Source organism: Halorussus lipolyticus (assembly GCF_029338375.1).
In the GTDB taxonomy this organism is placed as follows: domain Archaea; phylum Halobacteriota; class Halobacteria; order Halobacteriales; family Haladaptataceae; genus Halorussus; species Halorussus lipolyticus.
Window position 1 is genome coordinate 163,135 of the sequence record NZ_CP119804.1, and the last position, 24,635, is coordinate 187,769.

Sequence of the window (24,635 nt, forward strand, 5' to 3'; positions counted from 1 at the left end):
TTCGAGTGTCAGTACTGGTGCCGTCTACTCCGCCTCGTAGTCGCCGCCGTACTTCATGAAGAAGTAGGCGAGCGCGATGACAGAAATCATCGCGGCCATCGTGACGATGCCGACGACCCGCGCGCTCTCCGGGATTCCGGGGACGCCGCCGCCGTCGCCGCCGCCTTCCCCGCCCGCGTCGGCCGAGACGGTGAGTTCCGCAATCATCCCGGCCGTCTCGTGCGGGATGCAGAAGTAGCCGTAGGTCCCTTCGACTTCGAAGGTGTACTGGTACGACTCGCCACCGGGAACGTCGCCCTCCGGGTAGGCGCTCCGGGCGGCCTCCTCGCTGTCGAATCCCCCTGACGCGAAGTAGTCGGCTTCGTCGGGAATCTCGTCCTCGTAGGCGGTCACGGAGTGGCCGACGCTCCCGACGTTCTCCCAGACGACGGTGGTTCCGGGCGTGACGGTGGCCTCGTCCGGGTCGAAGACGAGGCCGTCGGTCATGTCGATGACGCGCTGATTGTCCTGCACACTGGCCTCGGCTTTGCCCGCGGCGTAGGACGAGGCCACGGTTCCTGCGGCCACCCCGAGAAATCCGCGCCGAGAAACTGCGGTCGAACTGTCTCCCCCCATCCAGAGGTATCTCTACTCCGACTACCAAAGTTGTTGCCCCGCGTAGGGATGTCGGCTGTTAGGGTCGCCGGGCCGCGATGTCCCGAATCGCGTCGGCCAGCACGTCGATGCCGACCGGAAGCGAGTCCTCGTCAACGTCGAACGTCGCGGTGTGGTGGCCGCCGGGGTGGTCGGTGCCGACGCCGACGTAGGCCGCCTTGCCGCCGTTCTGCTGGACGGTCCGCATCAGATAGGTCGCGTCCTCGCTCCCGCCGAGTTCGTCGCGCTCGACCACGCTCTCGACGCCGCCGGTCTCGCCCGCCGCGTCGGCCACGATGGAGACGAGTTCGTCGTCGCTCTCGGCGCTCGGGGCCTCGCCGTTGGTCGTAATTTCGACCTCGCAACCGTGCATCTCGGCCGCGGATTCGAGGACGCGCTCGGCCTTCTCCTTCATGTAATCTTTGAGTTCGGTGGTCTCGCCCCGGACCTCGCCCTCGATGAAGGCCTCCTCGGGGATGATGTTGGTCGCGGTGCCGCCGCCGACTTTGCCCGCGTTGACTCGGGTCGCGCCGTCCTCGTGGCGCGCGATGGAGTAGAGATTCTGGACCGCAGTCGCCATCGCCTGCACCGCGTTCTCTCCCTCGTTGGGTTGGCCGCCGGCGTGGGCCGGTTCGCCCGAAAATTCGGCGCGGAAGTGACTGACCGCGAGGAAGCCGTCAAGGCCCGCAACGACCTCGCCGGTCGGGTGGTCGAGACCGACGTGGGCCGCCAGCAGGTAGTCCACGTCCTGCAGGTGGTCGCTCTCGGCCATCGACTTCCCGCCGGCAATCATCTCCTCGCCCGGCTGGAAGAACACCTTGAGGGTGCCCTCGAAATCGCCGTCCTTGACCGCTTCGAGGACGCCGAGGCCGATGGTGGCGTGAGCGTCGTGACCGCAGGCGTGCATCGCCCCCTCGTGCTTCGACCGGAAGCCCGCTTGGACGGGGTGGTGGTCCTCGTCGGTCGATTCCGCCCGGAGGAGACCGTCGATGTCAACTCGAAGCCCAATCGTGGGTCCCTCGTCGGGGTTCTCGCCCTCGACGACTGCGACAGCGCCGGTGTAGCCGCCTTCGAGTTGCTGGAGGACTGCTTCGTCTGCGCCCGCTTCGCGGGCCTGTTCGTACCACTCGGCTAGCTCCTCGTCGTCGGGGACCGCCATGCGGGCGTCCTCGGCGATGGCGTCCCGGCCGACGTAGAGGTCGTCTACGCCGATTCGTTCTAGCTCCTCGACAATTTTGGCGGTCGTGTAGAACTCCCGCCACGCGGGTTCTGGGTGCTGGTGGAGGTCACGTCGAATCTCGACCAATCGGTCTCGGTCGGCCTGTTGGCTCATGTGGGTCCGGAGGTGCGCGGGGACCTTAAGTGCTAGAGGGGCGGCAAGACAGACTTACGGAATTGCGTGGGTTCTTGTACCCCCACTCGGAAGGCATGATTAAGCATGGTAGATACTGGGGAGGACCCAGAAGACTCAGTTGCGGAGGAATTGGCAGACGCTGAACAGGCCAGAAGCGGCCCCCGAATCGAATTCTACGGCGGTCCCGCCGCCAGCGCCATCCCCATCGCGCTGTTCATCGGGTGGGCCGTCTTCCAGAGCGGACTGATGCGAATCGGCGACACGACCGGACTCGTCGCCGGGATGCTCGTCTCGCTCATCGTCGGGATGTTCTTCGCCAAGGGCGACTGGAAGACCTACGCCAACACCATCTTCGAGGGGATGACCCAGCGGGTCGCCGCGACCGCAATCGTGGCGTGGCTCTGGGCGGGCATGTTCGCCGACACGATACAGGCCGGCGAGTTCGTCAGCGGTCTGGTCTGGGCCGCCCAAGCCCTCGAAGTCGGCCCAACGCTGTTCCCGGCCATCACGTTCGTTCTGGCGGCCCTGCTCGCCACCGGTATCGGCACGGGATACGGGACCGTCATCGCGTTCGTCGGACTGTTCTTCCCGGCGGGCGTCCTACTCGGCGCGAACCCGACCCTGCTGTTCGGCGCGATTCTCTCGGGAGCGGTGTTCGGCGACAACCTCGCGCCGGTCTCTGACACGACCATCGTGAGCGCCGTCACGCAGGACGCCGACATCGGCGGGGTGGTGGCCTCGCGGTTCAAGTACGCCAGCGTGGCGGCCGTGCTGGCGTTCTCGACCTACCTCCTCGCGGGGTCGGCGATGTCCGGCGTGGACGTTGCCGGAAGCGCGGACATCCTCAGCGGCCAGTCCGAGGCCCTCGGTCTGGTCCACCTTGCGTCCATCGGCGTCGTCATCGCTACCGCAATCAGCGGTCGGCACATCGTGGAAGCGATTTCGTGGGGCCTCGTCGTCGCGGTCGCGGCGAACGTCGTCTTCGGCCTCGCGTCGATTTCGGAGATGCTACTGTTCCGCGCACCGGCCAGTTCCGACTTCGCACAGGCGCTGGAGTTCCTGCCGGTCGTGACGACGGTGCCCGCCACCTCGCCGGACATCGGCGTCTACGGCACCTTCTACTCGGGCGCGGCCGGGTTCTTCCCGCTCATCGTCCTGACGCTCCTCATCGTGGCCGGCGCGCGCATCATGATTCGGGGCGGCGGCTTCGAGGCGGTCCAGAACTTCCTGCTCAATCGGGTCGCCACCAGCGTCCGGCGCGCCGAGACCACGATGGTTCTGGGCACGGCGTCGGTCAACGCGATGATTACCATCAACACCGCCGCGGAAATCGCCATCGCGCCCTACGTCGCCCGCATCGGCGAGCGATTCAACGTCAACGGCTACCGGCGCGCGAACATTCTCGACGCCAACACCTCGGCACTGGGCTACATCTTCCCGTGGGCCGGCGGCGTCCTCGTGGGCTACACCGAGATGCAGGGGCTGGTCGGCGAGTTCGACTGGTTCACGCAAGCGATGCTTGTCAACCCCGCGGAGGTCTGGCCCTTCGTCTTCCACGGGTGGTTCCTGTTCGGCGTGTTCATCGTCTCGGCGCTGACCGGGTTCGGGCTAGAGTACACGACTGACCGCGAGTCCGAGGAGGTGGCCCGCGTATGAGCCTCCGCGAGAAGTACCTCGCTGGCTGGTGGTTCCGCACGAACAAGCCGTCCTTCGAACCGGGCGAGGAGATTTCGGCGTTCGTGACGGGGTACAACGGAGCCACCCCCGTCGCCCGCGTCGGCGACACGATTCTTCGTGTCGAGGACGCACCCGAGGATGTCCTCGACACTCGCGTCAGACTCCGCGTCGAGGAGTTCGACGACAACGACCACCACGGGACCGCGACGTATCTGGAGACGGTCGGCCAGTCGTCGTTCTGAGGTCCGAGCCGCGGATTTCCTTTTCGGACTAACGTAGAACTACAATTGTTTGGTGTGTGCAGATATTGCTTAGCAGATTGTGGTTCGTTCTTTGGCGCGGGGAGGGGCCGAACGAGGAGGTCGGGGAGGGTGAGATTCGCAGTCCGAGAGACGGCGTTGTGCAAGTCTGAAGCGAGCGTCTGCTTGCGTGCTTTCTCCTCGAAACCGGCAACTCGGAGGTGAAGCACACAGAAAGCAAGACCGCGAAAAACCGAATGCAGAGAGGCCCGAAGAAAACGCTCAGGCCATCTGTTCGATTTGCTCTAACTCGACCTCGATGTGGACGCCCTCGGGGAAGTCGAACTCGGTGACCTGTCGGGCGAGTTTGTTGTGGCCGACGATTTCGAGTTGTCGGGTGTAGACCGTGTAGTCCCACGACCGGAACTGTCGGGTCTCGTCGCCGGCAGTCGATTTGTACTGTGGCACGCTGAGTCGCTCCGGCGGTGCCGAGTGTGGCCCGCGGAGTTCCGCGCCTTTCTGTTCTGCTTTCGAGCGAATCTCGTCTACGATGGTCTCCAGCGCGGGGCGATTCCCGCTCTGAAGCCGGATTCTGGTTACAAAGGTCATGGCTGGGAATTGGGTATCCCGTTGGTTCAGCATCGAGGTACGTAAAACGTCTGTTCTCTGTGCGCGATACTCTGCCAGTCGTTCCCACGCGAGAGGCCAACCGTCGTCTGCGCGCCATCCTCCGACATTCTCTTAACGCACCGCCGTATATACTCCGGTAAATGACGGTTGAAGCTACGTCCGCGGGCGCAATCCTCTACCGGGATACCCGCGGTCGCCGGGAATACCTCCTTCTCAAGTCCCGTCCGGGCGACTGGGAGTTCCCCAAAGGCGGCGTGGAGGGGGACGAAGAGCTACAGCAAACAGCCATACGCGAAGTGAAAGAAGAGGCGGGCATTCAGGACTTCCGCCTGCTGGACGGCTTTCGGGACGACTACGACTACGTGTTCGAGGCCAACGGGAACACCATCCACAAGACGGTTCACCTGTTCATCGCCAAGTCCTACGAGGCCAGCGCGGAACTCAGCCACGAACACCGCGACCACCAGTGGCGCGACTACGACCAAGCCATCAACACCATCACGCAGGACGGCCCGCGCGAAATTCTCGAAGACGCCCACGAGTTCCTGAACGAGAAAGAGGAGAACGGCGACGTGTAGTCGCCCGCGGACTCCGATTGCCCGCAGTGGGACTCGCGGTCCGATTCGGCGCTTTTCACGGCCTCCCGACGACTCGCCAGCGGCGCGGCCCCCGATTCCGAACCACTTAGGCCGACCGACGCCCAACGCCGACCGTGAGCGACGCGGACCCAGACGCCGACCCCGAGTTCGTCTTCGAGTTGCGGACCTGCCGGTGGGCCGAGCGCGAGTGGCCGCCCGACTCGGCCGATGGAAAAACGGACTGTCCCGCCATCGTCGCCCGACAACTCGGAACCGGACGCAGGCGCTGGGACACCATCGTCGTGGAGGTCAATCCGGAGGGCGTCCGCCGCCGGGCCAACTTCGGCCGCGAGCGCCTCGACTCGGACCTGCTGGACGTGGTTCGGGACGCCCCGGCCGACTGGGAGTGGTACCGCGAGGCCCTCCCGCATCCGGGCTACCCGTGGCGCTACGTCCGCGAGTCCATCCACCGCGCCGACGACCGCGGGATTCTCGACGTGCGAAAGCGCAACAACCGCATCCAGATTCGCCGCAAGTGGGCCTACCCCGACTGGGTGGAGCGCATCGTCGCCATCGAGAACAAGCCGGATTTGGACGCCAGCGCCGCCCGGAACCTCCGGCCCCAACTGGAGTACGACGTGGCGCTGTCGCTGGCCGACGAGGTGTGGGTCGCCACCCGCGCGACCGACGAGGAGGTCGAACCCGCCCTGCTCGAAAGCGTCCCGGTCGAGGCTGGCATCCTGACGCTCGATAGCGATTCTCGGTCGGCCACAGTCGAGTGGTTCCCGCGAGACCTCGACGCCGACGCGCCCGGAACCAGAGTCCTCGAACGCGGGGAGAGCGATGGGGAGTATGGCTCCTCGGCGGCCCGCTTCGAGTACGCCGACCCCGAGTGGAAGGCGGACAAGCGCCTCGAAATCGCCGAACGCGCCTACGAGAAGGGCTGGCGGTCGTTCGCCGAGACGATGCGCCCGGACTGTCGGCACTTCCAGATGCGCCGCGAGGACCGGACCCTCCTGCCCTACTGCGCGGCCAAGAACTGCCACCAGACCAGTTCGGAGTGTTCGGGGTCGTGCCCGGAGTTCTCACCGGAGCCACCGCAATGGCGGACGAAGGGGTGGCCCATCGAGGGCGGACCGGGCAAGGGAATTCGGACGTTGCTGGAGAACCGGTGCGAGCGCAACCGACCGGGGAGCGATTCGTGACCTACTGCTCGCTTCCGGCGGTAATCGAGAGTCCGAGGACGGTTCCGCGCGTTTTCTTCTCGTTTTTAACGTCTTCGGGGTTGGGGGAGACGTGGAAGTTCTCGGGGTTCGGATGGTCACCCATCCCGTCCGGCGTATCGGGAACGAGTGAGTACGTTCCTCCTCGTGGCCCTTCGATGCGGACCTCGTAGTACCCGTCTTCGGTCGTGACCGCCGTGACGGTCGCATCTATCGGACCGCCTCGCTCCGAAGTCCAGTACGTGATTTCGTCGCCGGGAAGCAGTCGCCGAATGAGGGTCCGGATGTCCCCGCGTTTGCCTTCGCGCGAGACATCCGACTGGGTTGCCATAAAAAAGCGGACTCGTCTCGAAATAAAAAGTATTCGATACGTCCGCTATTCCGCGACCGACACCTCGACCGAATCGCGCTCGACGGTCAGTCTGAACGTCGGCACGGTCCGGTAGACGACTTCCACGACGCCCTTCCGGCGGAGCGACTGGAGCGCCGAGCGCACGTCCTCGGCCGGCGGGTCCACGTCGAACTCGGCGCGGAGTTTCTGGAGGACCGAGACGACGCTCTCGGACTCCTCGTCGGGGCCGGCCACGACGGCGAACACCTGTTGTTGGAGTCGCGGCACTCGGATGGCCTCGGGCGTGCCCTCGCCCTCGTCGTCCACCACGCCGGGTTCCACGTCCACCATCTCGGCGGCCTCCTTGTTCGCCCGAATAAGGCTGTTGTCGTCCCGATAGTAGTACTCCTTGAGTTCGCTTTCGAGGTACTGGTGGACCTCGCTACCGCTTTCGAGGCCCCACCGTTCCTGTAGCTCCGAGTTCTTGGTCGGCTGTAGCTCCACGAGGTCGGCGAGGCGCTCGCGGGCCTCGTCAGAGAGAGTCATTGGTCGGCGCTACGGCCGGGCGATATTTCCGCTTTCCGGATGGAAGAAAGGGTTGGCCGTTCGTCCAGTCCGCGCGGAGCAATTCGATATGCTTTCTAAGGCAATCTATCTATGTGTTAAACAATTCTATCTGCCCCTTAGCCGAAAATACCGGCTCGGGGCGACCGAACGGTACCGCAACCGTGGTCTCCTCGAAACGTCGGCGAACGGAGCCGTCTCGGAAGGATTATTCCCGCTGGGGACGTTCGGTGAAGTATGTCCGATTGGGAGACCATCAGTCTCGACTACGACGAGGACGTAGCGACCCTGACGGTAGACCGACCCGACCGACTCAACGCGCTCAACGTCGATACCCTCGAAGCAATCGAGGAGGCCCTCGCCGAGGCCGAGTCCGAGGACGTGGGCGCGCTGGTCCTCACCGGCGCGGGCGACGACGCCTTCATCGCCGGCGCGGACATCAGCTACATGCAGGACCTCTCGACGCCCGAAGCGCAGGCCTACGCCGAACTGGGCCACCGAGTCGCGGACAAAATCGAGACCTTCCCCGCGCCGGTCATCGCGGCCATCAACGGCTACGCCTTCGGCGGCGGGTGCGAACTCGCGCTGGCCTGTGACCTCCGGGTCGCCGCCGAGAGCGCGGTCCTCGGCCAGACCGAAATCGACCTCGGCATCATCCCCGGTTGGGGCGGCACCCAGCGCCTGCCCCGTCTCGTCGGCGACGAGATGGCACGCAGACTCATCTTCTTCGGCGAGCGCATCGACGCCCAAGACGCCAACGAACACGGCTTGGTCGGCGAAATCGTCGCTGGCGACCAACTCGACGACCACGTGGCCGAACTCGCCACCGACCTCGCGGCCAAGCCGACCTATGCGCTCTCTGCCGCCAAGGAAGCCCTGAATCAGGCCCACGAGACCGGGCAAGACGCCGGCCTGCGCTACGAGCGCAGACTCTGGAGCGGTCTGTTCGGCACCCACGACCAGCGCGAGGGGATGGAGGCCTTCCTCGAAGACCGCGAACCCGACTTCGAGTAATCAGTCCTGCGGACTCACCGCCGCGATTTCTTCGGCACCTGAGACGGTCTCCTCGACCTGCGTGTAGACCAGCACCAGCCCCAGCGCCGCCAGTACCCCGCCGAAGACGAAGGGCCAGACGAACCCGAACGTGACCAGAAAGCCCGACGCCAGCGGGCCGATGGCGGTCCCCAACCCGAACGCCATCGTGAGAATCGAGAGCTTCGTGCCCGACTCGCCCTCCTTCGCCAAGTCACCGGCCAGCGCCAGCGAGGGCGCGAACACCATCGCCACCGCGATGCCCTGCACGAATCGGGCGGTAATCATCCCGGCGGGCGTCGTCACGAACCCCTGCGCGAACAGCGCCGGAACCAGCAGGACGAACCCCCAGACGAGGAAGGGCCGCCGCCCGTAGGTGTCGCTGGCCCGCCCGATTGGGACCTGAAAGACGACGTTGGCGATGACGACCGCCGCGAATTCGAGCGCGAACACCACCGACCCCTGCGAGAGTCGCGTCGAAAGTTGTGGCTCCAAGGTTGCAAACAGGCCGATGCCGATGGCCATGAACAGCGTGGCGACGCCGAGGGTGAACACCGGGTCGAGACCCGCGTCGTCGGGGTCGCTCACCGACACCGCGAGTTCGTCGCCCGCTCTGGCTCTGGTGTCCTCGGGGTCCTCGACGAAGACGGCGACCAAGCCGAAGCTCGTCGCCGCGCCCAGCAAGGCCAGTCCGAACGCCGCGGTGAACCCCGAGACGGTCCCCGCGGGAGTCGCGTAGGGACCCAACTCGATGAGAAACCCCGCGATGAGCGGGCCGAACCCGAAGCCGATGAGTCGGAAGGTGTTGAACACGCCGAAGTTGCCGCCGCGGGTCGCGTCGGTCGCCAGTTCGTTGACCAGCGCCACCGTCGCGGGAATCGCCAGCGCCGCGCCGACCCCCTGCAACATCCGGAGGCCCAGCACCGCGGCGTAGCTATCGGCGAAGACGTAGGCCCCGCTGGCGACGCCCAGCAAGGCCAGTCCCGCGAGGATGAACGCCTTGCGCTTGCCGGTCCGGTCGGAGAGTCGCCCGGTGAACGGTTGGCCGAAACTGTTGAGGAACCCGAACAGCGAGAGCGCGACCCCGATGAGAATCGACTGGGCGACCGCGATGCCCAGAAACTCCGCGCCGCCGCCCGGCGTGTCCAAGATTACGTCGTCCAAGAACTGCGGCAGGACGACGATGAGAAACGAGTTCCCCACCGCATCTATCATCCGAGCGAACGCGAGGGTCAACACGCGCCTGTCGGTTCCCAACAGCGCCATTCGTCGGAAACGACGGGTGCCGTCCGCAAGTCGGTTGTGGCATTCACGCTCACAATTTCGGTCGTGCGGAGCGTGGATAGATTTATCACATCTCGTGACGTATCAGTCGTGTTCTCAGTCGGACCGTCGGCGCGCGCCGACGACCGCGGGATGGAACCGATGACAAAGATAGAATGCGAGAACTGCGGGCGAAAGGCCACGGTCGAGGCAGACGACCGACCGTCACGCGCGCCGATGCAGTACTGTCGGCGATGCGGCGAGGAGTTGCCACCGCCGGACGAGTGGTGACGTGCGTCTCCGGCGGTGGTGACGAGCGTGTCCGAGGACTCCTCGCCCACAGCGGGCCGGGTCGTACAACCGTGACTAGCGGTGTCCACGGCGAACTCGGAGGTCGCCGGCGATAGTGGCAGGTCTCGTCTTCTGGGCGCTGGTCGCGCTGGCCACGCTCACCGGGTTGTTCACGGCGTGGGCGCTCGGCGCGAACAGCAATTCGCCGCCCTTCGCGCCCGCCATCGGAGCGAACGCGATTTCGACCATGCGGGCCGCCTTCCTCATCGGGATTCTGGCCGCGCTGGGCGCGCTGACGCAGGGCGGGAGCATCTCGGACACGGTGGGCGCGGGCCTCATCGACGGGGTGGCAATCACCTCGCTGGCGGCGACGGCGGGCCTGCTCACCGCGACGGCGTTCATGGCGTTCGGCGTCTACTCCGGCTATCCGGTCCCGGCGGCGTTCGCCACGACCGGGGCGATGATAGGCGTCGGCCTATCGCTGGGCGGCACTCCGGCGTTCGACACCTACCGGCGAATCGCCACGTTCTGGGCGCTCGTGCCGCCGGTCTCCGGCGGGTTGGCCTACCTGACCGCGACCGTCCTCCGGCGCGACGACATCCCCGAGACGGTGAGCGTTCCCCTGCTGGCCGGGTTGGTCGGAGCCATCGTGGCCAACGTCGAGTTGAGCGTGATTCCCTCGCCCTCGGGGGCCGAGCAGGGGTCGCTCGCTGGCTACTTCGCGGGATTCGTGGAGACGCCGGCGTTCGCTGGCGTCGAGATTGCGGCGGTGGCCGCGACCCTACTCTTTGCGGCCGTGAGCTTCGTCTTCATCCGGCGGCGGACGCAGGTGTCGGTGGATAAGGGCGTCAAGACGTTTCTGGTGGCGCTCGGGAGCGTCGTCGCCTTCTCCAGCGGCGGGAGTCAGGTCGGTCTGGCCACGGGACCGCTGGAGAACCTCTACCGGGCGGAACTCGGCCTGCCGGGCATCGTCCTGCTGGCCATCGGCGCGACCGGGATTCTGGCCGGGGCGTGGATGGGTGCTCCTCGGCTCTTGCAGGCGACCTCGCGGGAGTACGCTCAACTCGGGATTCGGCGCTCCATCGCCGCGCTGGTGCCGGGATTCGTCATCGCGCAGGCCGCCATCGCGCTCGGGATTCCCATCTCGTTCAACAACATCATCATCTCGGGGGTCATCGGCGGCGGCCTCGCCGGAGGTTCAGCGGGCGTCTCGCGCCGGAAAATCGGGGTGACGCTCGCGTTCTGGGTCATCACGCTGGTCTCGTCGGTCGCGGTGGGATACGGTCTCTACTGGGCCTTCGCGCAGGTTCTGGCCTGACGAGACGGTCGAGAGAAGCGGTTTTCAGAGGTGCGATGGTTGGTCAAGGAACTGGCGGCGCGCTCGGCCGAACGGACTGCCAGCGAACGCTCGGTACATTAACCGCCAGCGAATGCCCGACCGGCCAACCGCCATGGGTGGGGTGAAGGGGCCGCCCCGTCGCGGGCCGGAGGCCCGTGGTCGTCTCCGCAGGTAACTATTTCTGCGCGGGCGGTGCTGAGAGCGCAGAAATATCCTGCGGAGTGACCGCGACGGGGCGGGGGCTTCAAGAGACGTTCACCACCACGTCGTCTGTATTCGTCCGGAACTTGACTTCAGGAAGTAAGCATAAAGAAAATCTAATTCAACGTACGACAGTCACCGAGACGGGAGCCTCGCCGACGACTTTCGTCGCAACCGTCCCCAGAAGCCGACGCGCAATCTCGCCGCGTTCGCCGCCGTGGCCGCCCATGACGATGTGGTCCGCGGCGTGGTCCTCGGTGAACTCCGCGATGGTCTCGGCCGGGTCGCCGGTCTCGATGGCGGTTTCGACGCTTCGGTCGGCCTCGGCGGCGCGGCGCTTGGCGCGGTCGATGATGGTCTCCGCGCGAGAGCGGGCCTCGGCCCGGCGCTCCTCGTCGGGTTCGAGGAGGCCGCCCTCGCTCATCGAATCGTCCAGCGGCGTGACGACGTTCAGGACCGTAATCTCGCAGTCGAAGGTGTCGAGCGCGAAGACAAGCGCGTCGTCGGCCAGCGGCGACCCGTCGAGGGGAACGAGGACGTGCGAGGGTTCCATGACAGTAGTTTCGGCGGGCGGGTACAAGTAGTTCGGCGACGGCGGAATCGAACGTTCGGCCTCCGTCGGGCGTGACGACGGGGGCGAACGAACCGAGAAGGGCAATAGAGACGATTGCTTACAAATCGAAATTCAGTTGTTAAGAATTACGTATGAATGTCAGCGTCCCCCGGTACTCGTCGTAGGGTGCTTCGGCCAGCGTCCGGAGGATGGTCTCGTCGGCCACGCCTCCGAACACATCGGCAGGGGTGGGCGATGCGGGTTCGGTCACGGGAGTCGGTGTCGCGGGGGCGGGCAAAAAGCTACCTCCGACGCGCCGGGCCAGCGAGGGAAGCACGCGCCGAGCGCAGTCGAAGGGGCAAGGATTAGTCCCTCGACTCCGAACCTGCGCGCATGGAAACGACCGACGCCTTCGTCGGCCTGACGTGTGTCGATTGCGGCGAGACGTTCGACGCCGAGGAGACCACCCACCGGTGTCCCGACTGTGACGGCATTCTGGACCCCGAGTACGACTACGACGAAATCGACCTGTCGCGCGAGGACCTCGAATCGCGGCGCTTCGAGTCGATGTGGCGCTACGAGGAGCTACTGCCCTTCCCCCGGACCGCGGCCGTCTCGATGGACGAGGGCGCGACCCAACTCGTGGAGTGCCCGAACCTCGCCGACGAGTTGGGCGTCGGGCGCGTCCTGTTCAAGGACGAGGGGCGCAACCCCACGGGCACGTTCAAGGACCGCGGCCAGACCGCGGCCATCACCGCGGCGGTCCAACACGGCGCGACCGACGTGGCGCTGAACTCGGCGGGCAACGCCGGGCAGTCCGCCTCGGCCTACGCCGCCCGCGCTGGCCTCGATTCGCACGTCTTCCTGCCCTCTCGGGCCGGGTTCACCAACAAGGCGATGGTCAACGTCCACGGCGGCGACATGAAAGTCGTGGAAGGCAGAATCGGTGACGCCGGAGAGGCCTACGCCGACGCGATGGCCGAGAACGACGACTGGTACTCGGTCAAGACGTTCGTCACCCCCTACCGCCACGAGGGCAAGAAGACGATGCTCTACGAAATCGTGGAACAGAACGACTGGGAGGTCCCCGACGCGGTGGTCTACCCGACCGGCGGCGGCGTCGGCCTCGTCGGGATGCACAAGGGCGCGAAGGAACTCCGGGATTTGGGCCTCATTGACGAGATTCCCTCGATGTACGCGGCCCAGTCGTCCGGATGCGCCCCCGTCGTGGAGGCTTTCGAGGAGGACAAGGACGTTCACGAGGTCTGGGAGACCCCCGACACCATCTGCGGCGGCATCGAGATTCCAAATCCCGGCGCGAGTCCCCTCATCCTCGACGCCCTGCGCGAGAGCGACGGCGGCGCAGTCGCAACCAGCGACGAGGACATCCTCGACAGCGCCATCACGGTCGCCCAACACGAGGGCTTAGAGATGGGCGCAACCTGCGCGGCGGCCGCCTCCGGCGCGTGGGAACTCGCCCGCAGAGGCGAGTTCGATGAGGACGACACCATCGTCCTCCTCAACACCGGGGCAGGAAACAAGGACGACGACGTTCTCCGCAGTCACCTGATGAGCAAGGGAATTTAACGCTCGACGCTCACCGGGTCCTCGGCGATGAGCCACGCGTCCGGCGATTCCTTCGACCGCAGTTCGAGGCTCCCGTCGTGGAAGTGAGCGGTGATGCGCTCGCTCGTCTCGGACTCTGACATCGTGTCCGTCGCTACGCGAGAGTCGGCTATTACTATACGCCGTCTACGGGCCGGGTACAGGCTGTCTACGCGGAGATACGTGGTCGCTATCGGCGAGTAAGCCGGACCAGAGCGGGAAAAAACGGAACCGGGAGCGGGCCGAACCGGTCGAGTCGCGGTCAGTAGAAGTACACTTCGAACTCGTCGCCGCAACCGCCACAGTCTACCAGCGTCCCGGTGAGTCGGTCGGCGTCCCGAAACTGGGGGTCGGGTTCGCCGCCGTCGGTGACGACCTCGACTGACCTGTCGTCGCAGTTCGGACACCCGATACGCATCTCTGCTTGCGACATGCCCCAGAAGTCGGCCCCGCGACGGTTAGTTATACGCCGTCTAATCGGCCCGTCGTCCCGACGCTTTCACCTGCTAACCCGCCGGTAGCGTCTCGATAATTTCGCCCCGAGTCCGGTTCGGGGTGCCTGTAGTCCGGTACTCACCGGGTAACGTCGGGGAGACAAATATAAGTCTTAGACGGAGCTAAATCCGACATCGAATGTTGAGCGACGTGATGGAGGACTACCTCAAGTCGATTTACGCCCTCCAACAAGAGGACGGCGGGCCGGTCGCTACCTCGGCCATCGCCGAGTACCTCGACGTGACCTCACCGACCGTGACCAGCATGGTCGAGAAACTCGAAGACCGGGGCCTCGTCGAGCGCGAGAAGTACAAGGGGGTGGAACTCACCGAGGAGGGCGAGACGGTGGCCCTCGAAGTGCTTCGCCACCATCGCCTCCTCGAATCCTACCTGACCGAGCATCTCGACTACTCGTGGAGCGAGGTCCACGACGAGGCCGACACCCTCGAACACCACATCAGCGAGGAGTTCGAGCGCCGGGTCGCCGAGGTGCTGGACGACCCCGAGGTGGACCCCCACGGCGACCCCATCCCGAGCGCCGACCTCACGCCGCCCGAGGACGACGCCACCACGCCCCTCTCGGACCACGAGGCCGGGGCCTCGCTGGTCGTCTCGCGGGTCAGCGACCGCGACGAGGAGGAACTGCGCTACCTCGCCGACGCGGGCATCGCGCCCGGAACTAACCTCGAAGTCGTGGACGTGGCCCCTTTCGGGATGGTGACGGTCCGGTTCGCCGGGAACGGCGAGCGAGAGCAGAGCCTCCCCGAGAACGTCGCCCGGTCCATCCGGGTCCGGCCCGCCGATTCGACCGCCGATTCCGAGAGCGGCGACGACGACGAGAACGGCGAGGAGATAGAGGCCTGACTCGTCCTGTCGGAGAGACAGTTTTTTCTCGGCCCAACTCGGTAGTTCGGACCGATGCTCGATTTCGTGGTTTCGGCGCTGGCCGGGGTCGCGCTCGGCCTCTCGCTGGCGGCCCCGCCCGGTCCGATGAACGCCATCATCGCCGAGGAGAGCGTCCTCCGCGGATGGGGGTCGGGATTCCGGGCCGGACTCGGCGCGCTGTCGGCCGACGCCTGCTTCTTCGTCCTCGCGCTGTTGGGTGTCGTCACTGTGGTCCGGGACGTGCCGGTCGTCCAGCAGGCGCTGTTCGGTTTCGGCGGCCTGCTGATGCTCTACTTCGCCTACGGCACGGCCACCGACGCCAACGCCGCGTTCGGGGGTGATGCCGCGACGGACGGCGCAGGCGACGTAGCCGGGGATGCGGACAGCAAGGGCTTCCGGAAGGCGTTCGTGCTGGCGCTGACCAACCCCTACCAGATTCTCTGGTGGCTGACCGCGGGCGTCGGCCTGCTCGACCCCGGCACGTACACAATCGGTGCGCTCGGCGATGTCGCCGTCTCGACCGGAAGCCCGATTATCGTGGTCGGATTCTTCGGCGGCATCGCGGTGTGGATTACCGGGTTCCCGGCCGCGCTGGTGACGGTCGGTCGGCGGGTGGACGCCTTCGCGCCACTCGTGGCCTATCTGAGTGCCGTGGTGCTGGCGCTGGCGGGACTGTCCTTCCTCTCGAAGGCGACCGGGATTTTGGCGTAGGCGAGTTCCACGGCGCGTCCTCGAAATTCACGGCTCCGGACGCTACTTTCGGCAAAAACGGGTCGTCGGCCAACTCGTTCGGGGTTTCGGCCCGTCGCTATGGCCGTCGTTGTGTCCGGCGGTCGGGCGACGATTCGCGGTCCATCTCGGGGACCTCACCCTCCAACCACTCGCGGAACCACTTGACGCGCTTGAGTCGCTTGTGGGCGATTCCCTCGGCGGTCTCGCTCTGGACTCGACTGGCGGCGTCCTTGCCCCGTTCCATCACCCTATCGACCATCTCGGCGGCGTCCATGTGGGTCCGGGCCTCGTAGCCCATCCGCAACAGCATCAGGGCGGTACCGTTCGCACCCACCTTGTCCAGTAGGTCGGCCTCGATGAGACACTGGGTCTCCTTGGGCAGGTCGGTCAAATCACCCTGATAGGAGTGGTTCTCGACCGCTTTGCAGACCTCCTCGATGAACGACTCGGGGAACTCGCCGTGGGTTTCGAGGTACTTCCGGGCGATTCGCGCGCCCTCCTCGGCGTGGACCTCTTGGTCGGCGTCCAACTTGGCGATGTCGTGGAACAGCGCGGCGACTCGCGCCACGTCCACGTTCGCGCCCTCCCTCTCGGCGATGGTGCCCGCGAGGTCCACCACGTTGAGGATGTGGTTGAACCGGTATTCGGCGGAGTGCCACGGGTACCACCGCATCCGACCGCCGCCGTCCTCGTTCTCGACGCTGGCGACGAGGTACTCGTAAACGAAGTCCTTCATCTCCTCGAATTCCGCTTCAGAGATGGGCGACTCCTTAATTTCGACTCCCACAGAACCACCTCGATTCGCAGATGTCCGTACTCATTCTTACTCGTATAAACGTATGATTGACTCTTTAGACTTACGACGAAGACACTCAGCACTGTTCGCCAGTTTCCCCGCGTTCGTCCGGCGCGAACGTCGCTCGATTCGGAATCTGCCCAGCCCGGCGGAATACGGAATCGGACAGTTTGCGTCTCGCGGGCTACGACTCCGACAGCACGAACTCGATTCGCTCGGTCTCCTCGCCTTTCGATGTCCGGTCGATGATTTCGATTCGCCCGACCGCACCGAGGCTATCGACGTGGGTGCCCCCGCAGGGGCAGTAATCGAAGTCCTCGACCTCGACCACGCGAAGGGGGTCCACGTGGTCGGGGATGAGGTTCAACAGGGCGCGGCCCTCGTCGGTCTGGTCCTCGACCTCCTCTCTGGGGCGTTCTGCCTTTGTCACGGCGAGGTCACGCTCGATTGCCTCGTTCGACAGGCGCTCGATTTTCGCCACGTCGTCTTCGGAGAAGTCGGCCGGTTCGAAGTCGATGCGCGACCGGTCGGCGTGAATCTGGTTCCCGGCGGTTTCGGCACCGTACTCGTCCAAGACGACGCGCGAGACGACGTGCTGGGCGGTGTGCATCCGGCGATGGGCCTCGCGGCGCTCGGCGTCGATGTCGCCCCGGACAGTCTGGCCGGGGTCCGGCAGGTCGCCCGATACCTCCTCGACGTAGTGGCGCACGTCGCCGTGGTTCTTCCGTACCTTCGTGACGGCCGCGCTCCCGCCGTCCCACGACAGTTCGCCGCGGTCGGCAGGTTGGCCGCCACCCTCGGGGTAGAAGTACGTCCCGTCGAGGACCACGTAGTCGTCGCCGACTTCGGCCACGGTGGCCTCGAACTCGGTCACGTCGTCCTCGTCGGGAAGGTAGCGTTGCTCGGTCATACTCGGCAAAAAGTGGGCGAGGCGCTTAATCTGTGGGTTGGCGGAACTTATCCGAGCCAACTACCCAGCCGTCGCCGGAGTCGCTTCAGGAGGGCAACGCGCTGGCGCTCGTCGTCGCCTCGGTCCGGCGCTCGACTCGGCGCTTCTCGAGGAGTCGGCGAGGGTCGGCCTTGCTGGCGGGACCGGAACAGGTCTCGGGTCGCCAGCGCGAACAGCGACGCGCCCAACAGCGTCCAGCAGACGACCCGGAACTGCTTGGCTCGCCGGACGAAGACGTAGCCGAACCCGGCGCACAGAAGCGAAGACGCCACTATCCACGTCAGTTCCATCTCTCTCGGGCTTGCGAGCGTTCGTCGAATCGATACGCGCGAGTGGGGACCATGCGAGGGGAGAGACGGTACGTTCGTGTTTTGTTATGTGTCGCCTGATAAGGTTTTAGATTCTGGTATCTATTTATTGTAAATAAATCCCGGCGCGGTAAACAGCGCCTGAAACGCCGGTAATCGGCCCCCAACGTCAGCCAAACGCGACGATGACCGCCAGCACGCCGGCGAGGATGCAGACGAGACCCACCCGGCGCTTGTGGTCGGCGAGGGCCTCCTCGGGTTCGGGCGGGACGTTCAGGAGGTCCGACTGAACTTCGAGGACGGTCTGGGGGAACAGGTAGTCCGCGAACCCCCACGCCAGCAACAGGAGGCCGATGGTGAGTTTCACGGGGACGCGCATCGGAGTGTCACTAGTCAACGTGTATCACTAAATAGGTTACTGTGGAGACGGCAATCGAATGGGCACTCTAAAGACACATATCCCTGTCTGTAAGAATCGAAATTATTTCCCGGCCGAAGACGACCGTCGCCCCGACCGCCGAAAAGCCTTATCGTGTTCCATCCTACGGTTTCGACGTGAGAAACTACAGAATCACCTCGGTTTGGGGCATCCCCATCCAAATCAACGTCTCGCTGTTGGTCGTCCTCCCAGTGCTGGCGTGGCTCATCGGGAGCGGCGAGCAAATCGACCTCTACACTGACATCATCAACGGGTTCCCCATCGTCGCGCTCGACGCCGGGACCCTCCAAGCCGGGACGACGCCGTGGCTCATCGGCATCTCCGCGGCGGTCGGCCTGTTCGTCAGCGTCGCGCTCCACGAACTCGGCCACGCGTGGGCCGCCCGGCGGTACGACATCGAAGTCGAGTCCATCACCCTCTGGCTGTTGGGTGGTCTCGCCAACCTGAAGACGATGCCCCGCGAGTGGAAACGCGAACTCACGATTGCCCTCGCCGGACCGGCCGCGAGCGTGGCCGTCGCCGTCGTCTGTTACGGCCTCGTCTCAGTGGTTCCCGCATCCGCCCCGGCGCTGGTGTTCGTCGTCGGGTGGCTAGTCGTCACGAACGTCGTCCTCACCGTGTTCAACCTCCTTCCGGCGTTTCCGATGGACGGCGGCCGGGTCCTCCGGGCGCTTCTGGCCCGGAACCGACCGTACGCCGAGGCCACCCGGACCGCGGCGCGCGTCGGGTCGCTGTTCGCCATCGGGTTCGCCATCCTCGGAGTCCTCTCGTTCAGTCCGATGCTGTTCCTGCTGGCGCTGTTCGTCTTCGCGGCCGCCAACGGCGAATCCCGACTGGTCGCACTGGAGACGCTCCTTGACGGCGTGACCGCAGAGGACGTGATGACCGCGGACGTGCAGACCGTCTCCACCGACACGCCGCTGTCGGACGTTGGCACCCGGATGTTCGAGGAGCGCCGGACGGCCTACCCGGTCACGGACGACTCGGGGTCGGTCGTCGGGGTCGTCTCGCTGGACCACCTCCGCCGAGGCCGCCGCAGGGACGCCGAGACCGTCCGCGAGGTCATGAACGAGTCCATCCCGACCGTCTCGGCCGACACCCCGATGTTCGAGGTCATCAGCCTGATGAACGAGTCGAGAGCGGACGTCGCTCTCGTCGAAGCGGACGGCGAGGTCGTCGGGACGATTACCGGCGCGGACTTGGCGACGGTGCTTCAGGTTCGGCGGGAGGCCGGGACGCCGATGGGTCCTCGGACGGCGATGTAGCTGAGGAGAGAAATGAAGTGTAAGGAAGCTTTCATAGTCCCGAGCGGATTCGAACCGCTGTCATGGGCTGTCTTCCGTGCCGACTCGTAACCCGACACGTCCAAAGGCCCATATGATTGGCCGCTACACCACGGGACTTCGCTCACGTCGTTCACTCGTCCCGTGTACCTCACGGTCCGTTGGACCGTTCACCACCACGGGACTTCACCTCTTTCTAACGCAAAGACCCACTTGAACGTATCGCAATCGAAAGACACCGAGAAGCATTCACACCCCTAGTCCGCTTCGCCTTCCGAACCCACTAGCTCGGCGCACATGTCGGCCTCGGCGTCGAAACAGTCCGGACACTGGGGTTCGCGGTCGATGATGGTGTCCAATCGCTCGGCGACCGTCTCGTCTATCACGCTTTCGAGGGCCTTGGCCTCGCTCGGGAACTCCTCGACTTCCAGCACGTTGTGGAGGAAGCGCTCGATGATGCAGTAGGTCTGGAGGGCCTCGCGGGCCTGCTCGATGCCCTCGTCGGTGAGGGTGACGCCCTTGTACTTCTCGTGGTCGGCCAGACCGCGCTCCTGAAGCTTTCCTATCATCTCGTTGACGCTGGCCGGACTCACTTCGAGGCGGTCGGCGAGCGCACCGGTCGAGGCCGGGCCGTTCTCCATCTTCTGGACGAGATAAATCGCTTTGAGGTACTGGTCTGCCGTGTTCATTCTCGGGCCTCCATTACCGCGGTCACTTCCTCCACGCCGTCGGCCTCCTCCGCGCGAATCTCTTTCAGGGTAGCGAGCAGGTCGTCTCGGTCGAGACCGAAATCGGTATCGCTGGCCTCGATGGCTTCGATGAGGTCGTCGTAGAACTTGTAGGCGGTCTCCTCACCGTGGAGTTGGTCGTAGAGGACCCCATCGAAGTCCTCCGGGCCGGTCTGGGCGTAGGTGGCTTCGACCAACGCTTCGACCTCCTCGAGGGGGACGGCCTCGGCGTCCAACTGGTCGATGAGCGATTCGAGGCGCTGGCGGTGGTCCGCGGACTCGTCGCGGGCCGCTTCGAGGAGGGCCTCGATGTCGTCGTCGCGTTCGGCGGGCGAGAGGGTCTCGTAGTGTCGCGCCGCGCGGACTTCCACGACCTCCTCCAGTACGACGGCGATTTGGAGGAGGCGGGCGAGTTGGTTGTCCGTCGAAACTCGGTCGTGGACGCTCATCCCGACCACCCGTAGTCGTCGGTCGATACGGCTATCATTGGTAGACAGTCGGTAGTTGGGCGACTTAACAGGTTTGGTCCCGAATCCCTCGTGAACGCTAACGTCGCTGGGTCCGGCGCGAATCCGCAGTCGGACACTCGAAGACGCCGACCGCTTAGAGCAATCGAAATAGTTGTCTGGCACGTATTCGTCTGTTCTTCATAAATATATTTAATGCCTTCCGGAAACGGTGTTCGGCGCTATCGAGGAGTCCGATCGAATCGGTCGGGACGCCGAGTTTCGAAAGCCCGGTCGCTCGCGGGTCCGCGAGCGACCACCGGAAGCCGTCGCTGGCGCGTCGAGCGAAACGAGAGAGAAGACGAAAGAGGAGGTCGCTACTCGTGAAGTCGGTCTTCGATGCGGTCTTGGAGGTCCTCGCGGAGTTCCTCGACCTCGACCTCCTCGAGGACGGGCACGAAGAAGCCCTCGACCAGCATGTTCCGGGCCGACTCGTCGTCCAGTCCGCGGGAGGTCATGTAGAACATGTCTTCCTCGTCGATTTGGCCGACCGTGGCCGAGTGGCTGGCCTCGGTGTCGTGGTTGTTGATGATGAGTTTCGGCGAGGCGTCGGCCTCGCTCTCGTCGCTCAGCATCAGGGTGTTCTCGCGCTGGTAGGAGTTGGTGTCCCACGCATCCCGACCAACGTCCTGCACGCCTTCGTAGACCGAGCGGGCCTCGTCGTCCAGCACGCCGCGAGTCACGAGGTCCGCGGTGGTGTGAGCCGTGTTGTGCCAGACGCGGGCCGCGATGTCGAAGTGCTGGTCGTTGTGGCCGAAGAACGCGCCGACCGTCTTGGTCTCCGAACCCTCGCCGTCGAGGTTGGTCTCGACCGAGGACTTCGTGAGACGCGACCCGAGGTTACCCTCGACCCAGTTGACCGTGGCGTAGTCCGAGGCGTTTCCGCGCTTGAGCGTGTAGTTGTACGTCTCCTCGTCCAAGTCCTGAAGCGAACCGTACTGGACGTGGCTGTTCTCGCCCGCGGCGACTTCCACGATGCCGCTGTAGTAGCGGTCGCCGCTCGCGGTTTCACCGCTTGCATCCGAGGCGCTCCGCGCCTCGCTGTCCTCGCCGGTGTCTTGTCGCTCCAGAATCGTCACCGAACTCGACTGCTCGGTGACGACCAGCGTGTAGTTGAACAGCGACTTGGAGTGCTGGGTCGTCCGGATGGTCACGTCCTCGGCATCGACGTTCTTCGGGACGTAGACCAGCGTGCCGGTGCTGAACAGCGCCGTCGAGAGCGCGGTCAGGTAGTTCTCCTCGGGGTCGATGACCGACCCGAAGTGTTCCTTGAGGAGGTCCTCGCGCTCCTCGATGGCCTCCGAGATGGGCAGGACTTCGGCGTCCTCGGGACCAACTTGGTCTTTCTCCTCGGCGGCGTTCAGCGGGTCCACGAAGCTCTCGTAGTCGAGCGCGTCGAGGTTGGTCCAATCCCGGCCCGGCGTCCGAATCACGTCGGGCATCTCCAACTCGCCGAGCGCGTCCAGCGCGTCGAGGCGCGTTTCGAGGAGCCAGTCGGGTTCGCCGAGGCTCTCGGAGATTTCCCGAACGGTCTCCTCCGTGATGGTCTCGTGTACCTGCGTCGTAGTCATCCGAGACTCCCCTCCATTTCGAGTTCGATGAGTCGGTTGAGTTCCACCGCGTACTCGATGGGCAGTTCCTCCGTAATCGGCTCGATGAAGCCGGAGACGATCATCTGCTTGGCGTCGTCGTCGTCCAGTCCGCGCGACTGGAGGTAGAAGACGTCCTCGTCGCCGATTTTGCCGACCGTGGCCTCGTGGGCCACGTCGACCTTCGACTCGTCGATTTCCATGTAGGGCATGGTGTCGGAGGTCGATTCGTTGTCGAACATCAGCGCGTCACACTCGACTGCCGTGGAGGAACCGGTCGCACCCTCCGAAATGTGGACCAGACCGCGGTAGTTGGTCCGGCCGCCGTCCTTGCTGATGGACTTGGATTCGATGGTGGACTTGGTGTTCGGCGCGTTGTGGTAGACCTTCGCGCCGGTGTCGATGTTCTGGCCCTCGCCGGCGAACGCGATGGTGATGTTGTTCGCCGAGGCCCCGCGACCCTTCAGGATGGTACAGGGGTAGAGCATCGTGGCCTTCGACCCCATCGAACCGGAGACCCACTCCATGCGCCCGCCCTTCTCGACGATGGCGCGCTTGGTGTTGAGGTTGAAGGTGTTCTTCGACCAGTTCTGCACGGTCGAGTACTGGACGTGGGCGTCTTCCTTGACGAAGACTTCCACGCCGCCGGAGTGGAGGTTGTGGGTGCCGTACTTGGGCGCGGAACAACCCTCGATGTAGTGAACCTCACTGCCGGGTTCGGCGATGATGAGGGTGTGCTCGAACTGACCCATGCCTTCCGAGTTCATCCGGAAGTACGCCTGCACGGGCATCTCGACGGTTACGTCCTCGGGGATGTAGACGAACGAGCCACCCGACCAGACTGCACCGTGGAGCGCCGCGAACTTGTTGTCCGACGGCGGCACACAGGAGGTCATGAAGTACTCCTTCACGAGGTCCTCGTGTTCTTGGACTGCTTCGTCCATGTTGCAGAACACGACGCCTTTCTCCTCCCACTGCTCCTGCATGTTCTGGTAGACGACCTCCGACTCGTACTGGGCACCAACGCCCGACAGGGCCTTGCGCTCTGCTTCCGGGATGCCGAGTTTCTCGAAGGTGTCTTGGATGTCTTCCGGCAGGTCGTCCCAGCTATCTGCGCCCTCGCGCTTGTCCACGTCGGGGCGGATGTAGGGCACGATTTCCTCGATGTCCAGACCAGACAGGTCGGGCTGACCCGGCCAGTCGGTCGGCATCGGCATGTTCTGCCAGTGTTCGAGCGCTCGAAGCCGCCGGTCGAGCATCCAGTCGGGTTCGTCCTTGTCGTCGCTGATGAGTCGGACGACTTCTTCGGTCAGACCCTTGTCGGACTTGACCGCCGCGCTCTCGTCTTTCTTGAACGAGAAACGCTCCTCTGTGTTGGTCTCTTTTAGTTGGTCTTGTTCGGAACTCATGCTATCACCTTATACAGCCTCGTAGACTTCTTCTCGAACCCAGTCGTACCCCTTGTCTTCGAGCTTCTCGGCGAGTTCCGCGCCACCGCTCATGGCGATTTCGCCGTCGAGCATGACGTGAACGTGGTCGGGTTCGACGTAGTCGAGAATCCGCTGGTAGTGGGTAATCTGGAGAATGCCGGTGCCCTGCTCGTCACGCAGAGCGTTGATGCCGTTCGACACGTCCTGAAGCCGGTCGATGTCGAGACCGGAGTCGATTTCGTCCAGCACCGCAACCGAGGGTTCGAGGATGGCGGCCTGAAGCACCTCGTTTTGCTTCTTCTCGCCGCCGGAGAAGCCCGCGTTGAGGTATCGCTGGGCGAACGTCTCGTCCATGTCGAGCAGTTCCATCTTCTCGGAGAGAATCTGCTGGAACTGGGCGACGTCGACCTCGCCCTCGTCTGCGGGGCCTTCCATCGGACTGGTGTCGTAGCCAGCCTCCTCTTCTTCTTCTTCGGTCTCCTCGTCGTCTTCGTCCTCGAAAAGCTCTGCGCGCTCGTCGAGTTTGGCGTTCAGGGCCTGTCGGAGGAAGTTGACCATCGTGACGCCTTCGATTTCGGCGGGGTACTGGAAGCCGAGGAAGACGCCGAGCGCGGCGCGCTCGTTCGGTTCGAGTTCGAGGAGATTCCACGACCGTTTGTCCTCGGGAATCTCGCCTTCGAAGTCCTCGTCGTCGAGGTGGATGAGGACCTCGCCGTCGGTTACTTCGTAGGCGGGGTGCCCGGCAATGACCTTCGCCGTGGTGGACTTCCCGCTCCCGTTGGGACCCATCAGGGCGTGGATTTCGCCGGATTTGACTTCGAGGTCGACGCCGTTGAGAATCTTCTCGTCGGCTTCAGCGACCTCAGCGTGTAGATTTTTGAGTTCTAGCGTTGCCATTGTTAGGCTCACCTAAGTCGTTCTGAGAAAGGGTCGTGCGACCCATAATGCTTTCGCATTCCCACCCAAATGGTTTTGCTCGCCG

The 24,635-nt window shown here is 64.7% G+C and carries 30 protein-coding genes and 1 tRNA gene; 11 read left to right on the top strand and 20 right to left on the bottom strand.

The window, feature by feature from the left end; all coding sequences use genetic code 11:
* Window positions 1-24 precede the first annotated feature (24 nt).
* Entirely contained in the window at window positions 25-615 is a 591-nt protein-coding gene (locus tag P2T57_RS00865) for a plastocyanin/azurin family copper-binding protein (RefSeq protein ID WP_337250809.1), read from the bottom strand.
* A gap of 58 nt (window positions 616-673) precedes the next feature.
* Window positions 674-1,966, bottom strand: coding sequence for an amidohydrolase (locus tag P2T57_RS00870; RefSeq protein ID WP_276300587.1), 1,293 nt, complete (start codon window positions 1,964-1,966; stop codon window positions 674-676).
* A gap of 105 nt (window positions 1,967-2,071) precedes the next feature.
* Here P2T57_RS00870 and P2T57_RS00875 point away from each other — a divergent pair, with 105 nt between their 5' ends.
* Both P2T57_RS00875 and P2T57_RS00880 read left to right on the top strand, forming a co-directional pair.
* Window positions 2,072-3,643, top strand: coding sequence for a Na+/H+ antiporter NhaC family protein (locus P2T57_RS00875; RefSeq protein ID WP_276300588.1), 1,572 nt, complete (start codon window positions 2,072-2,074; stop codon window positions 3,641-3,643).
* Window positions 3,640-3,906 carry a DUF7513 family protein gene (locus P2T57_RS00880; RefSeq protein WP_276300589.1) on the top strand — a complete coding sequence of 89 codons (267 nt, stop codon included), beginning with the start codon at window positions 3,640-3,642 and terminating at the stop codon, window positions 3,904-3,906. The genes P2T57_RS00875 and P2T57_RS00880 overlap by 4 nt, the downstream gene beginning before the upstream one ends.
* 279 nt (window positions 3,907-4,185) lie before the next feature.
* Here P2T57_RS00880 and P2T57_RS00885 read toward each other — a convergent pair whose 3' ends face one another.
* Complete coding sequence (locus P2T57_RS00885; protein ID WP_276300590.1) at window positions 4,186-4,512, bottom strand: uS10/mL48 family ribosomal protein; 327 nt, start codon at window positions 4,510-4,512, stop codon at window positions 4,186-4,188.
* 161 nt (window positions 4,513-4,673) lie between these two features.
* On the opposite strand from P2T57_RS00885, the gene P2T57_RS00890 reads away from it, so the two are divergent.
* Both P2T57_RS00890 and P2T57_RS00895 read left to right on the top strand, forming a co-directional pair.
* Window positions 4,674-5,111, top strand: a complete 438-nt coding sequence (locus P2T57_RS00890) for a bis(5'-nucleosyl)-tetraphosphatase (protein WP_135825632.1) — start codon at window positions 4,674-4,676, stop codon at window positions 5,109-5,111.
* Between the two features lie 134 nt (window positions 5,112-5,245).
* Entirely contained in the window at window positions 5,246-6,316 is a 1,071-nt protein-coding gene (locus P2T57_RS00895) for a DUF5787 family protein (RefSeq protein ID WP_276300591.1), read from the top strand.
* A gap of 1 nt (window position 6,317) precedes the next feature.
* On the opposite strand, the gene P2T57_RS00900 is transcribed toward P2T57_RS00895, so the two are convergent.
* Together P2T57_RS00900 and P2T57_RS00905 are read right to left on the bottom strand one after the other, a co-directional pair.
* Entirely contained in the window at window positions 6,318-6,665 is a 348-nt protein-coding gene (locus tag P2T57_RS00900; RefSeq protein WP_276300592.1) for a hypothetical protein, read from the bottom strand.
* A gap of 45 nt (window positions 6,666-6,710) precedes the next feature.
* Window positions 6,711-7,211, bottom strand: coding sequence for a DUF5797 family protein (locus P2T57_RS00905; protein ID WP_276300593.1), 501 nt, complete (start codon window positions 7,209-7,211; stop codon window positions 6,711-6,713).
* A 255-nt stretch (window positions 7,212-7,466) separates the two neighbouring features.
* Here P2T57_RS00905 and P2T57_RS00910 point away from each other — a divergent pair, with 255 nt between their 5' ends.
* Window positions 7,467-8,243, top strand: a complete 777-nt coding sequence (locus P2T57_RS00910) for an enoyl-CoA hydratase/isomerase family protein (RefSeq protein WP_276300594.1) — start codon at window positions 7,467-7,469, stop codon at window positions 8,241-8,243.
* Here the strand turns inward: P2T57_RS00910 and P2T57_RS00915 are convergent, their stop codons facing one another.
* Window positions 8,244-9,527, bottom strand: a complete 1,284-nt coding sequence (locus P2T57_RS00915; protein WP_276300595.1) for an MFS transporter — start codon at window positions 9,525-9,527, stop codon at window positions 8,244-8,246.
* Window positions 9,528-9,686: 159 nt separating this feature from the next.
* Between P2T57_RS00915 and P2T57_RS00920 the strand changes: the two genes are divergently transcribed.
* Both P2T57_RS00920 and P2T57_RS00925 read left to right on the top strand, forming a co-directional pair.
* Window positions 9,687-9,815: a hypothetical protein gene (locus tag P2T57_RS00920; protein WP_276300596.1), complete on the top strand. Its 129-nt coding sequence runs from the start codon at window positions 9,687-9,689 to the stop codon at window positions 9,813-9,815.
* Window positions 9,816-9,930: 115 nt separating this feature from the next.
* Window positions 9,931-11,133, top strand: coding sequence for an inorganic phosphate transporter (locus P2T57_RS00925; RefSeq protein ID WP_276300597.1), 1,203 nt, complete (start codon window positions 9,931-9,933; stop codon window positions 11,131-11,133).
* 343 nt (window positions 11,134-11,476) lie between these two features.
* Here P2T57_RS00925 and P2T57_RS00930 read toward each other — a convergent pair whose 3' ends face one another.
* Together P2T57_RS00930 and P2T57_RS00935 are read right to left on the bottom strand one after the other, a co-directional pair.
* The gene (locus tag P2T57_RS00930) at window positions 11,477-11,908 is read right to left on the bottom strand and encodes a universal stress protein (RefSeq protein ID WP_276300598.1); all 432 of its coding nucleotides are present in this window, start codon (window positions 11,906-11,908) and stop codon (window positions 11,477-11,479) included.
* 139 nt (window positions 11,909-12,047) lie between these two features.
* Window positions 12,048-12,179 carry a hypothetical protein gene (locus tag P2T57_RS00935; RefSeq protein ID WP_276300599.1) on the bottom strand — a complete coding sequence of 44 codons (132 nt, stop codon included), beginning with the start codon at window positions 12,177-12,179 and terminating at the stop codon, window positions 12,048-12,050.
* A gap of 122 nt (window positions 12,180-12,301) precedes the next feature.
* On the opposite strand from P2T57_RS00935, the gene P2T57_RS00940 reads away from it, so the two are divergent.
* Window positions 12,302-13,495 (top strand): threonine synthase, encoded by a 1,194-nt coding sequence (locus P2T57_RS00940; RefSeq protein ID WP_276300600.1) that lies wholly within the window; start codon window positions 12,302-12,304, stop codon window positions 13,493-13,495.
* Here the strand turns inward: P2T57_RS00940 and P2T57_RS00945 are convergent.
* Both P2T57_RS00945 and P2T57_RS00950 read right to left on the bottom strand, forming a co-directional pair.
* Window positions 13,492-13,617 carry a hypothetical protein gene (locus P2T57_RS00945; protein WP_276300601.1) on the bottom strand — a complete coding sequence of 42 codons (126 nt, stop codon included), beginning with the start codon at window positions 13,615-13,617 and terminating at the stop codon, window positions 13,492-13,494. The genes P2T57_RS00940 and P2T57_RS00945 overlap by 4 nt on opposite strands.
* 158 nt (window positions 13,618-13,775) lie before the next feature.
* Window positions 13,776-13,946, bottom strand: a complete 171-nt coding sequence (locus P2T57_RS00950; RefSeq protein ID WP_276300602.1) for a hypothetical protein — start codon at window positions 13,944-13,946, stop codon at window positions 13,776-13,778.
* A 200-nt stretch (window positions 13,947-14,146) separates the two neighbouring features.
* Here P2T57_RS00950 and P2T57_RS00955 point away from each other — a divergent pair, with 200 nt between their 5' ends.
* Complete coding sequence (locus P2T57_RS00955) at window positions 14,147-14,872, top strand: metal-dependent transcriptional regulator (protein ID WP_276300603.1); 726 nt, start codon at window positions 14,147-14,149, stop codon at window positions 14,870-14,872.
* A 54-nt stretch (window positions 14,873-14,926) separates the two neighbouring features.
* Window positions 14,927-15,604, top strand: coding sequence for a LysE family translocator (locus P2T57_RS00960; RefSeq protein WP_276300604.1), 678 nt, complete (start codon window positions 14,927-14,929; stop codon window positions 15,602-15,604).
* A 97-nt stretch (window positions 15,605-15,701) separates the two neighbouring features.
* On the opposite strand, the gene P2T57_RS00965 is transcribed toward P2T57_RS00960, so the two are convergent.
* The 4 genes from P2T57_RS00965 to P2T57_RS00980 all read right to left on the bottom strand — a co-directional run bounded on the left by P2T57_RS00965 (window position 15,702) and on the right by P2T57_RS00980 (window position 18,057).
* Window positions 15,702-16,412: an HD domain-containing protein gene (locus tag P2T57_RS00965; RefSeq protein WP_276300605.1), complete on the bottom strand. Its 711-nt coding sequence runs from the start codon at window positions 16,410-16,412 to the stop codon at window positions 15,702-15,704.
* Window positions 16,413-16,605: 193 nt separating this feature from the next.
* The gene (locus tag P2T57_RS00970) at window positions 16,606-17,331 is read right to left on the bottom strand and encodes an alanyl-tRNA editing protein (protein WP_276300606.1); all 726 of its coding nucleotides are present in this window, start codon (window positions 17,329-17,331) and stop codon (window positions 16,606-16,608) included.
* A gap of 47 nt (window positions 17,332-17,378) precedes the next feature.
* Window positions 17,379-17,660 carry a hypothetical protein gene (locus tag P2T57_RS00975; RefSeq protein ID WP_276300607.1) on the bottom strand — a complete coding sequence of 94 codons (282 nt, stop codon included), beginning with the start codon at window positions 17,658-17,660 and terminating at the stop codon, window positions 17,379-17,381.
* A 187-nt stretch (window positions 17,661-17,847) separates the two neighbouring features.
* Complete coding sequence (locus P2T57_RS00980) at window positions 17,848-18,057, bottom strand: DUF2065 domain-containing protein (RefSeq protein ID WP_276300608.1); 210 nt, start codon at window positions 18,055-18,057, stop codon at window positions 17,848-17,850.
* 176 nt (window positions 18,058-18,233) lie between these two features.
* Here P2T57_RS00980 and P2T57_RS00985 point away from each other — a divergent pair, with 176 nt between their 5' ends.
* The gene (locus tag P2T57_RS00985) at window positions 18,234-19,382 is read left to right on the top strand and encodes a site-2 protease family protein (RefSeq protein ID WP_276300609.1); all 1,149 of its coding nucleotides are present in this window, start codon (window positions 18,234-18,236) and stop codon (window positions 19,380-19,382) included.
* Between the two features lie 34 nt (window positions 19,383-19,416).
* On the opposite strand, the gene P2T57_RS00990 is transcribed toward P2T57_RS00985, so the two are convergent.
* From P2T57_RS00990 to P2T57_RS01015, 6 genes are all read right to left on the bottom strand, one after another.
* Window positions 19,417-19,520, bottom strand: a tRNA-Gln gene (locus P2T57_RS00990).
* 137 nt (window positions 19,521-19,657) lie between these two features.
* A complete protein-coding gene (locus tag P2T57_RS00995; protein WP_276300610.1) occupies window positions 19,658-20,089 on the bottom strand; it encodes a metal-dependent transcriptional regulator in 432 nt (143 codons plus the stop codon).
* Window positions 20,086-20,577: a replication factor C small subunit gene (locus tag P2T57_RS01000; protein WP_276300611.1), complete on the bottom strand. Its 492-nt coding sequence runs from the start codon at window positions 20,575-20,577 to the stop codon at window positions 20,086-20,088. The genes P2T57_RS00995 and P2T57_RS01000 overlap by 4 nt, the downstream gene beginning before the upstream one ends.
* A 374-nt stretch (window positions 20,578-20,951) precedes the next feature.
* Window positions 20,952-22,205, bottom strand: coding sequence for a Fe-S cluster assembly protein SufD (gene sufD, locus P2T57_RS01005; protein ID WP_276300612.1), 1,254 nt, complete (start codon window positions 22,203-22,205; stop codon window positions 20,952-20,954).
* On the bottom strand, window positions 22,202-23,632 hold the full coding sequence (sufB, locus tag P2T57_RS01010) for a Fe-S cluster assembly protein SufB (protein WP_276300613.1): 1,431 nt from the start codon (window positions 23,630-23,632) through the stop codon (window positions 22,202-22,204). The genes sufD and sufB overlap by 4 nt, the downstream gene beginning before the upstream one ends.
* 9 nt (window positions 23,633-23,641) lie before the next feature.
* Window positions 23,642-24,550, bottom strand: a complete 909-nt coding sequence (locus P2T57_RS01015; RefSeq protein WP_276300614.1) for an ABC transporter ATP-binding protein — start codon at window positions 24,548-24,550, stop codon at window positions 23,642-23,644.
* Between the last annotated feature and the right edge of the window lie 85 nt (window positions 24,551-24,635).

Bases quoted from the DNA above. Each gene is read 5' to 3' on its own strand.
- P2T57_RS00865 (WP_337250809.1), bottom strand. From the start codon at position 615: ATGGGGGGAGACAGTTCGACCGCAGTTTCTCGGCGCGGATTTCTCGGG.
- P2T57_RS00870 (WP_276300587.1), bottom strand. From the start codon at position 1,966: ATGAGCCAACAGGCCGACCGAGACCGATTGGTCGAGATTCGACGTGAC.
- P2T57_RS00875 (WP_276300588.1), top strand. From the start codon at position 2,072: ATGGTAGATACTGGGGAGGACCCAGAAGACTCAGTTGCGGAGGAATTG.
- P2T57_RS00880 (WP_276300589.1), top strand. From the start codon at position 3,640: ATGAGCCTCCGCGAGAAGTACCTCGCTGGCTGGTGGTTCCGCACGAAC.
- P2T57_RS00885 (WP_276300590.1), bottom strand. From the start codon at position 4,512: ATGACCTTTGTAACCAGAATCCGGCTTCAGAGCGGGAATCGCCCCGCG.
- P2T57_RS00890 (WP_135825632.1), top strand. From the start codon at position 4,674: ATGACGGTTGAAGCTACGTCCGCGGGCGCAATCCTCTACCGGGATACC.
- P2T57_RS00900 (WP_276300592.1), bottom strand. From the start codon at position 6,665: ATGGCAACCCAGTCGGATGTCTCGCGCGAAGGCAAACGCGGGGACATC.
- P2T57_RS00905 (WP_276300593.1), bottom strand. From the start codon at position 7,211: ATGACTCTCTCTGACGAGGCCCGCGAGCGCCTCGCCGACCTCGTGGAG.
- P2T57_RS00910 (WP_276300594.1), top strand. From the start codon at position 7,467: ATGTCCGATTGGGAGACCATCAGTCTCGACTACGACGAGGACGTAGCG.
- P2T57_RS00915 (WP_276300595.1), bottom strand. From the start codon at position 9,527: ATGGCGCTGTTGGGAACCGACAGGCGCGTGTTGACCCTCGCGTTCGCT.
- P2T57_RS00920 (WP_276300596.1), top strand. From the start codon at position 9,687: ATGACAAAGATAGAATGCGAGAACTGCGGGCGAAAGGCCACGGTCGAG.
- P2T57_RS00930 (WP_276300598.1), bottom strand. From the start codon at position 11,908: ATGGAACCCTCGCACGTCCTCGTTCCCCTCGACGGGTCGCCGCTGGCC.
- P2T57_RS00940 (WP_276300600.1), top strand. From the start codon at position 12,302: ATGGAAACGACCGACGCCTTCGTCGGCCTGACGTGTGTCGATTGCGGC.
- P2T57_RS00945 (WP_276300601.1), bottom strand. From the start codon at position 13,617: ATGTCAGAGTCCGAGACGAGCGAGCGCATCACCGCTCACTTCCACGAC.
- P2T57_RS00950 (WP_276300602.1), bottom strand. From the start codon at position 13,946: ATGTCGCAAGCAGAGATGCGTATCGGGTGTCCGAACTGCGACGACAGG.
- P2T57_RS00955 (WP_276300603.1), top strand. From the start codon at position 14,147: ATGTTGAGCGACGTGATGGAGGACTACCTCAAGTCGATTTACGCCCTC.
- P2T57_RS00960 (WP_276300604.1), top strand. From the start codon at position 14,927: ATGCTCGATTTCGTGGTTTCGGCGCTGGCCGGGGTCGCGCTCGGCCTC.
- P2T57_RS00970 (WP_276300606.1), bottom strand. From the start codon at position 17,331: ATGACCGAGCAACGCTACCTTCCCGACGAGGACGACGTGACCGAGTTC.
- P2T57_RS00975 (WP_276300607.1), bottom strand. From the start codon at position 17,660: ATGGAACTGACGTGGATAGTGGCGTCTTCGCTTCTGTGCGCCGGGTTC.
- P2T57_RS00980 (WP_276300608.1), bottom strand. From the start codon at position 18,057: ATGCGCGTCCCCGTGAAACTCACCATCGGCCTCCTGTTGCTGGCGTGG.
- P2T57_RS00995 (WP_276300610.1), bottom strand. From the start codon at position 20,089: ATGAACACGGCAGACCAGTACCTCAAAGCGATTTATCTCGTCCAGAAG.
- P2T57_RS01000 (WP_276300611.1), bottom strand. From the start codon at position 20,577: ATGAGCGTCCACGACCGAGTTTCGACGGACAACCAACTCGCCCGCCTC.
- sufD (WP_276300612.1), bottom strand. From the start codon at position 22,205: ATGACTACGACGCAGGTACACGAGACCATCACGGAGGAGACCGTTCGG.
- sufB (WP_276300613.1), bottom strand. From the start codon at position 23,632: ATGAGTTCCGAACAAGACCAACTAAAAGAGACCAACACAGAGGAGCGT.
- P2T57_RS01015 (WP_276300614.1), bottom strand. From the start codon at position 24,550: ATGGCAACGCTAGAACTCAAAAATCTACACGCTGAGGTCGCTGAAGCC.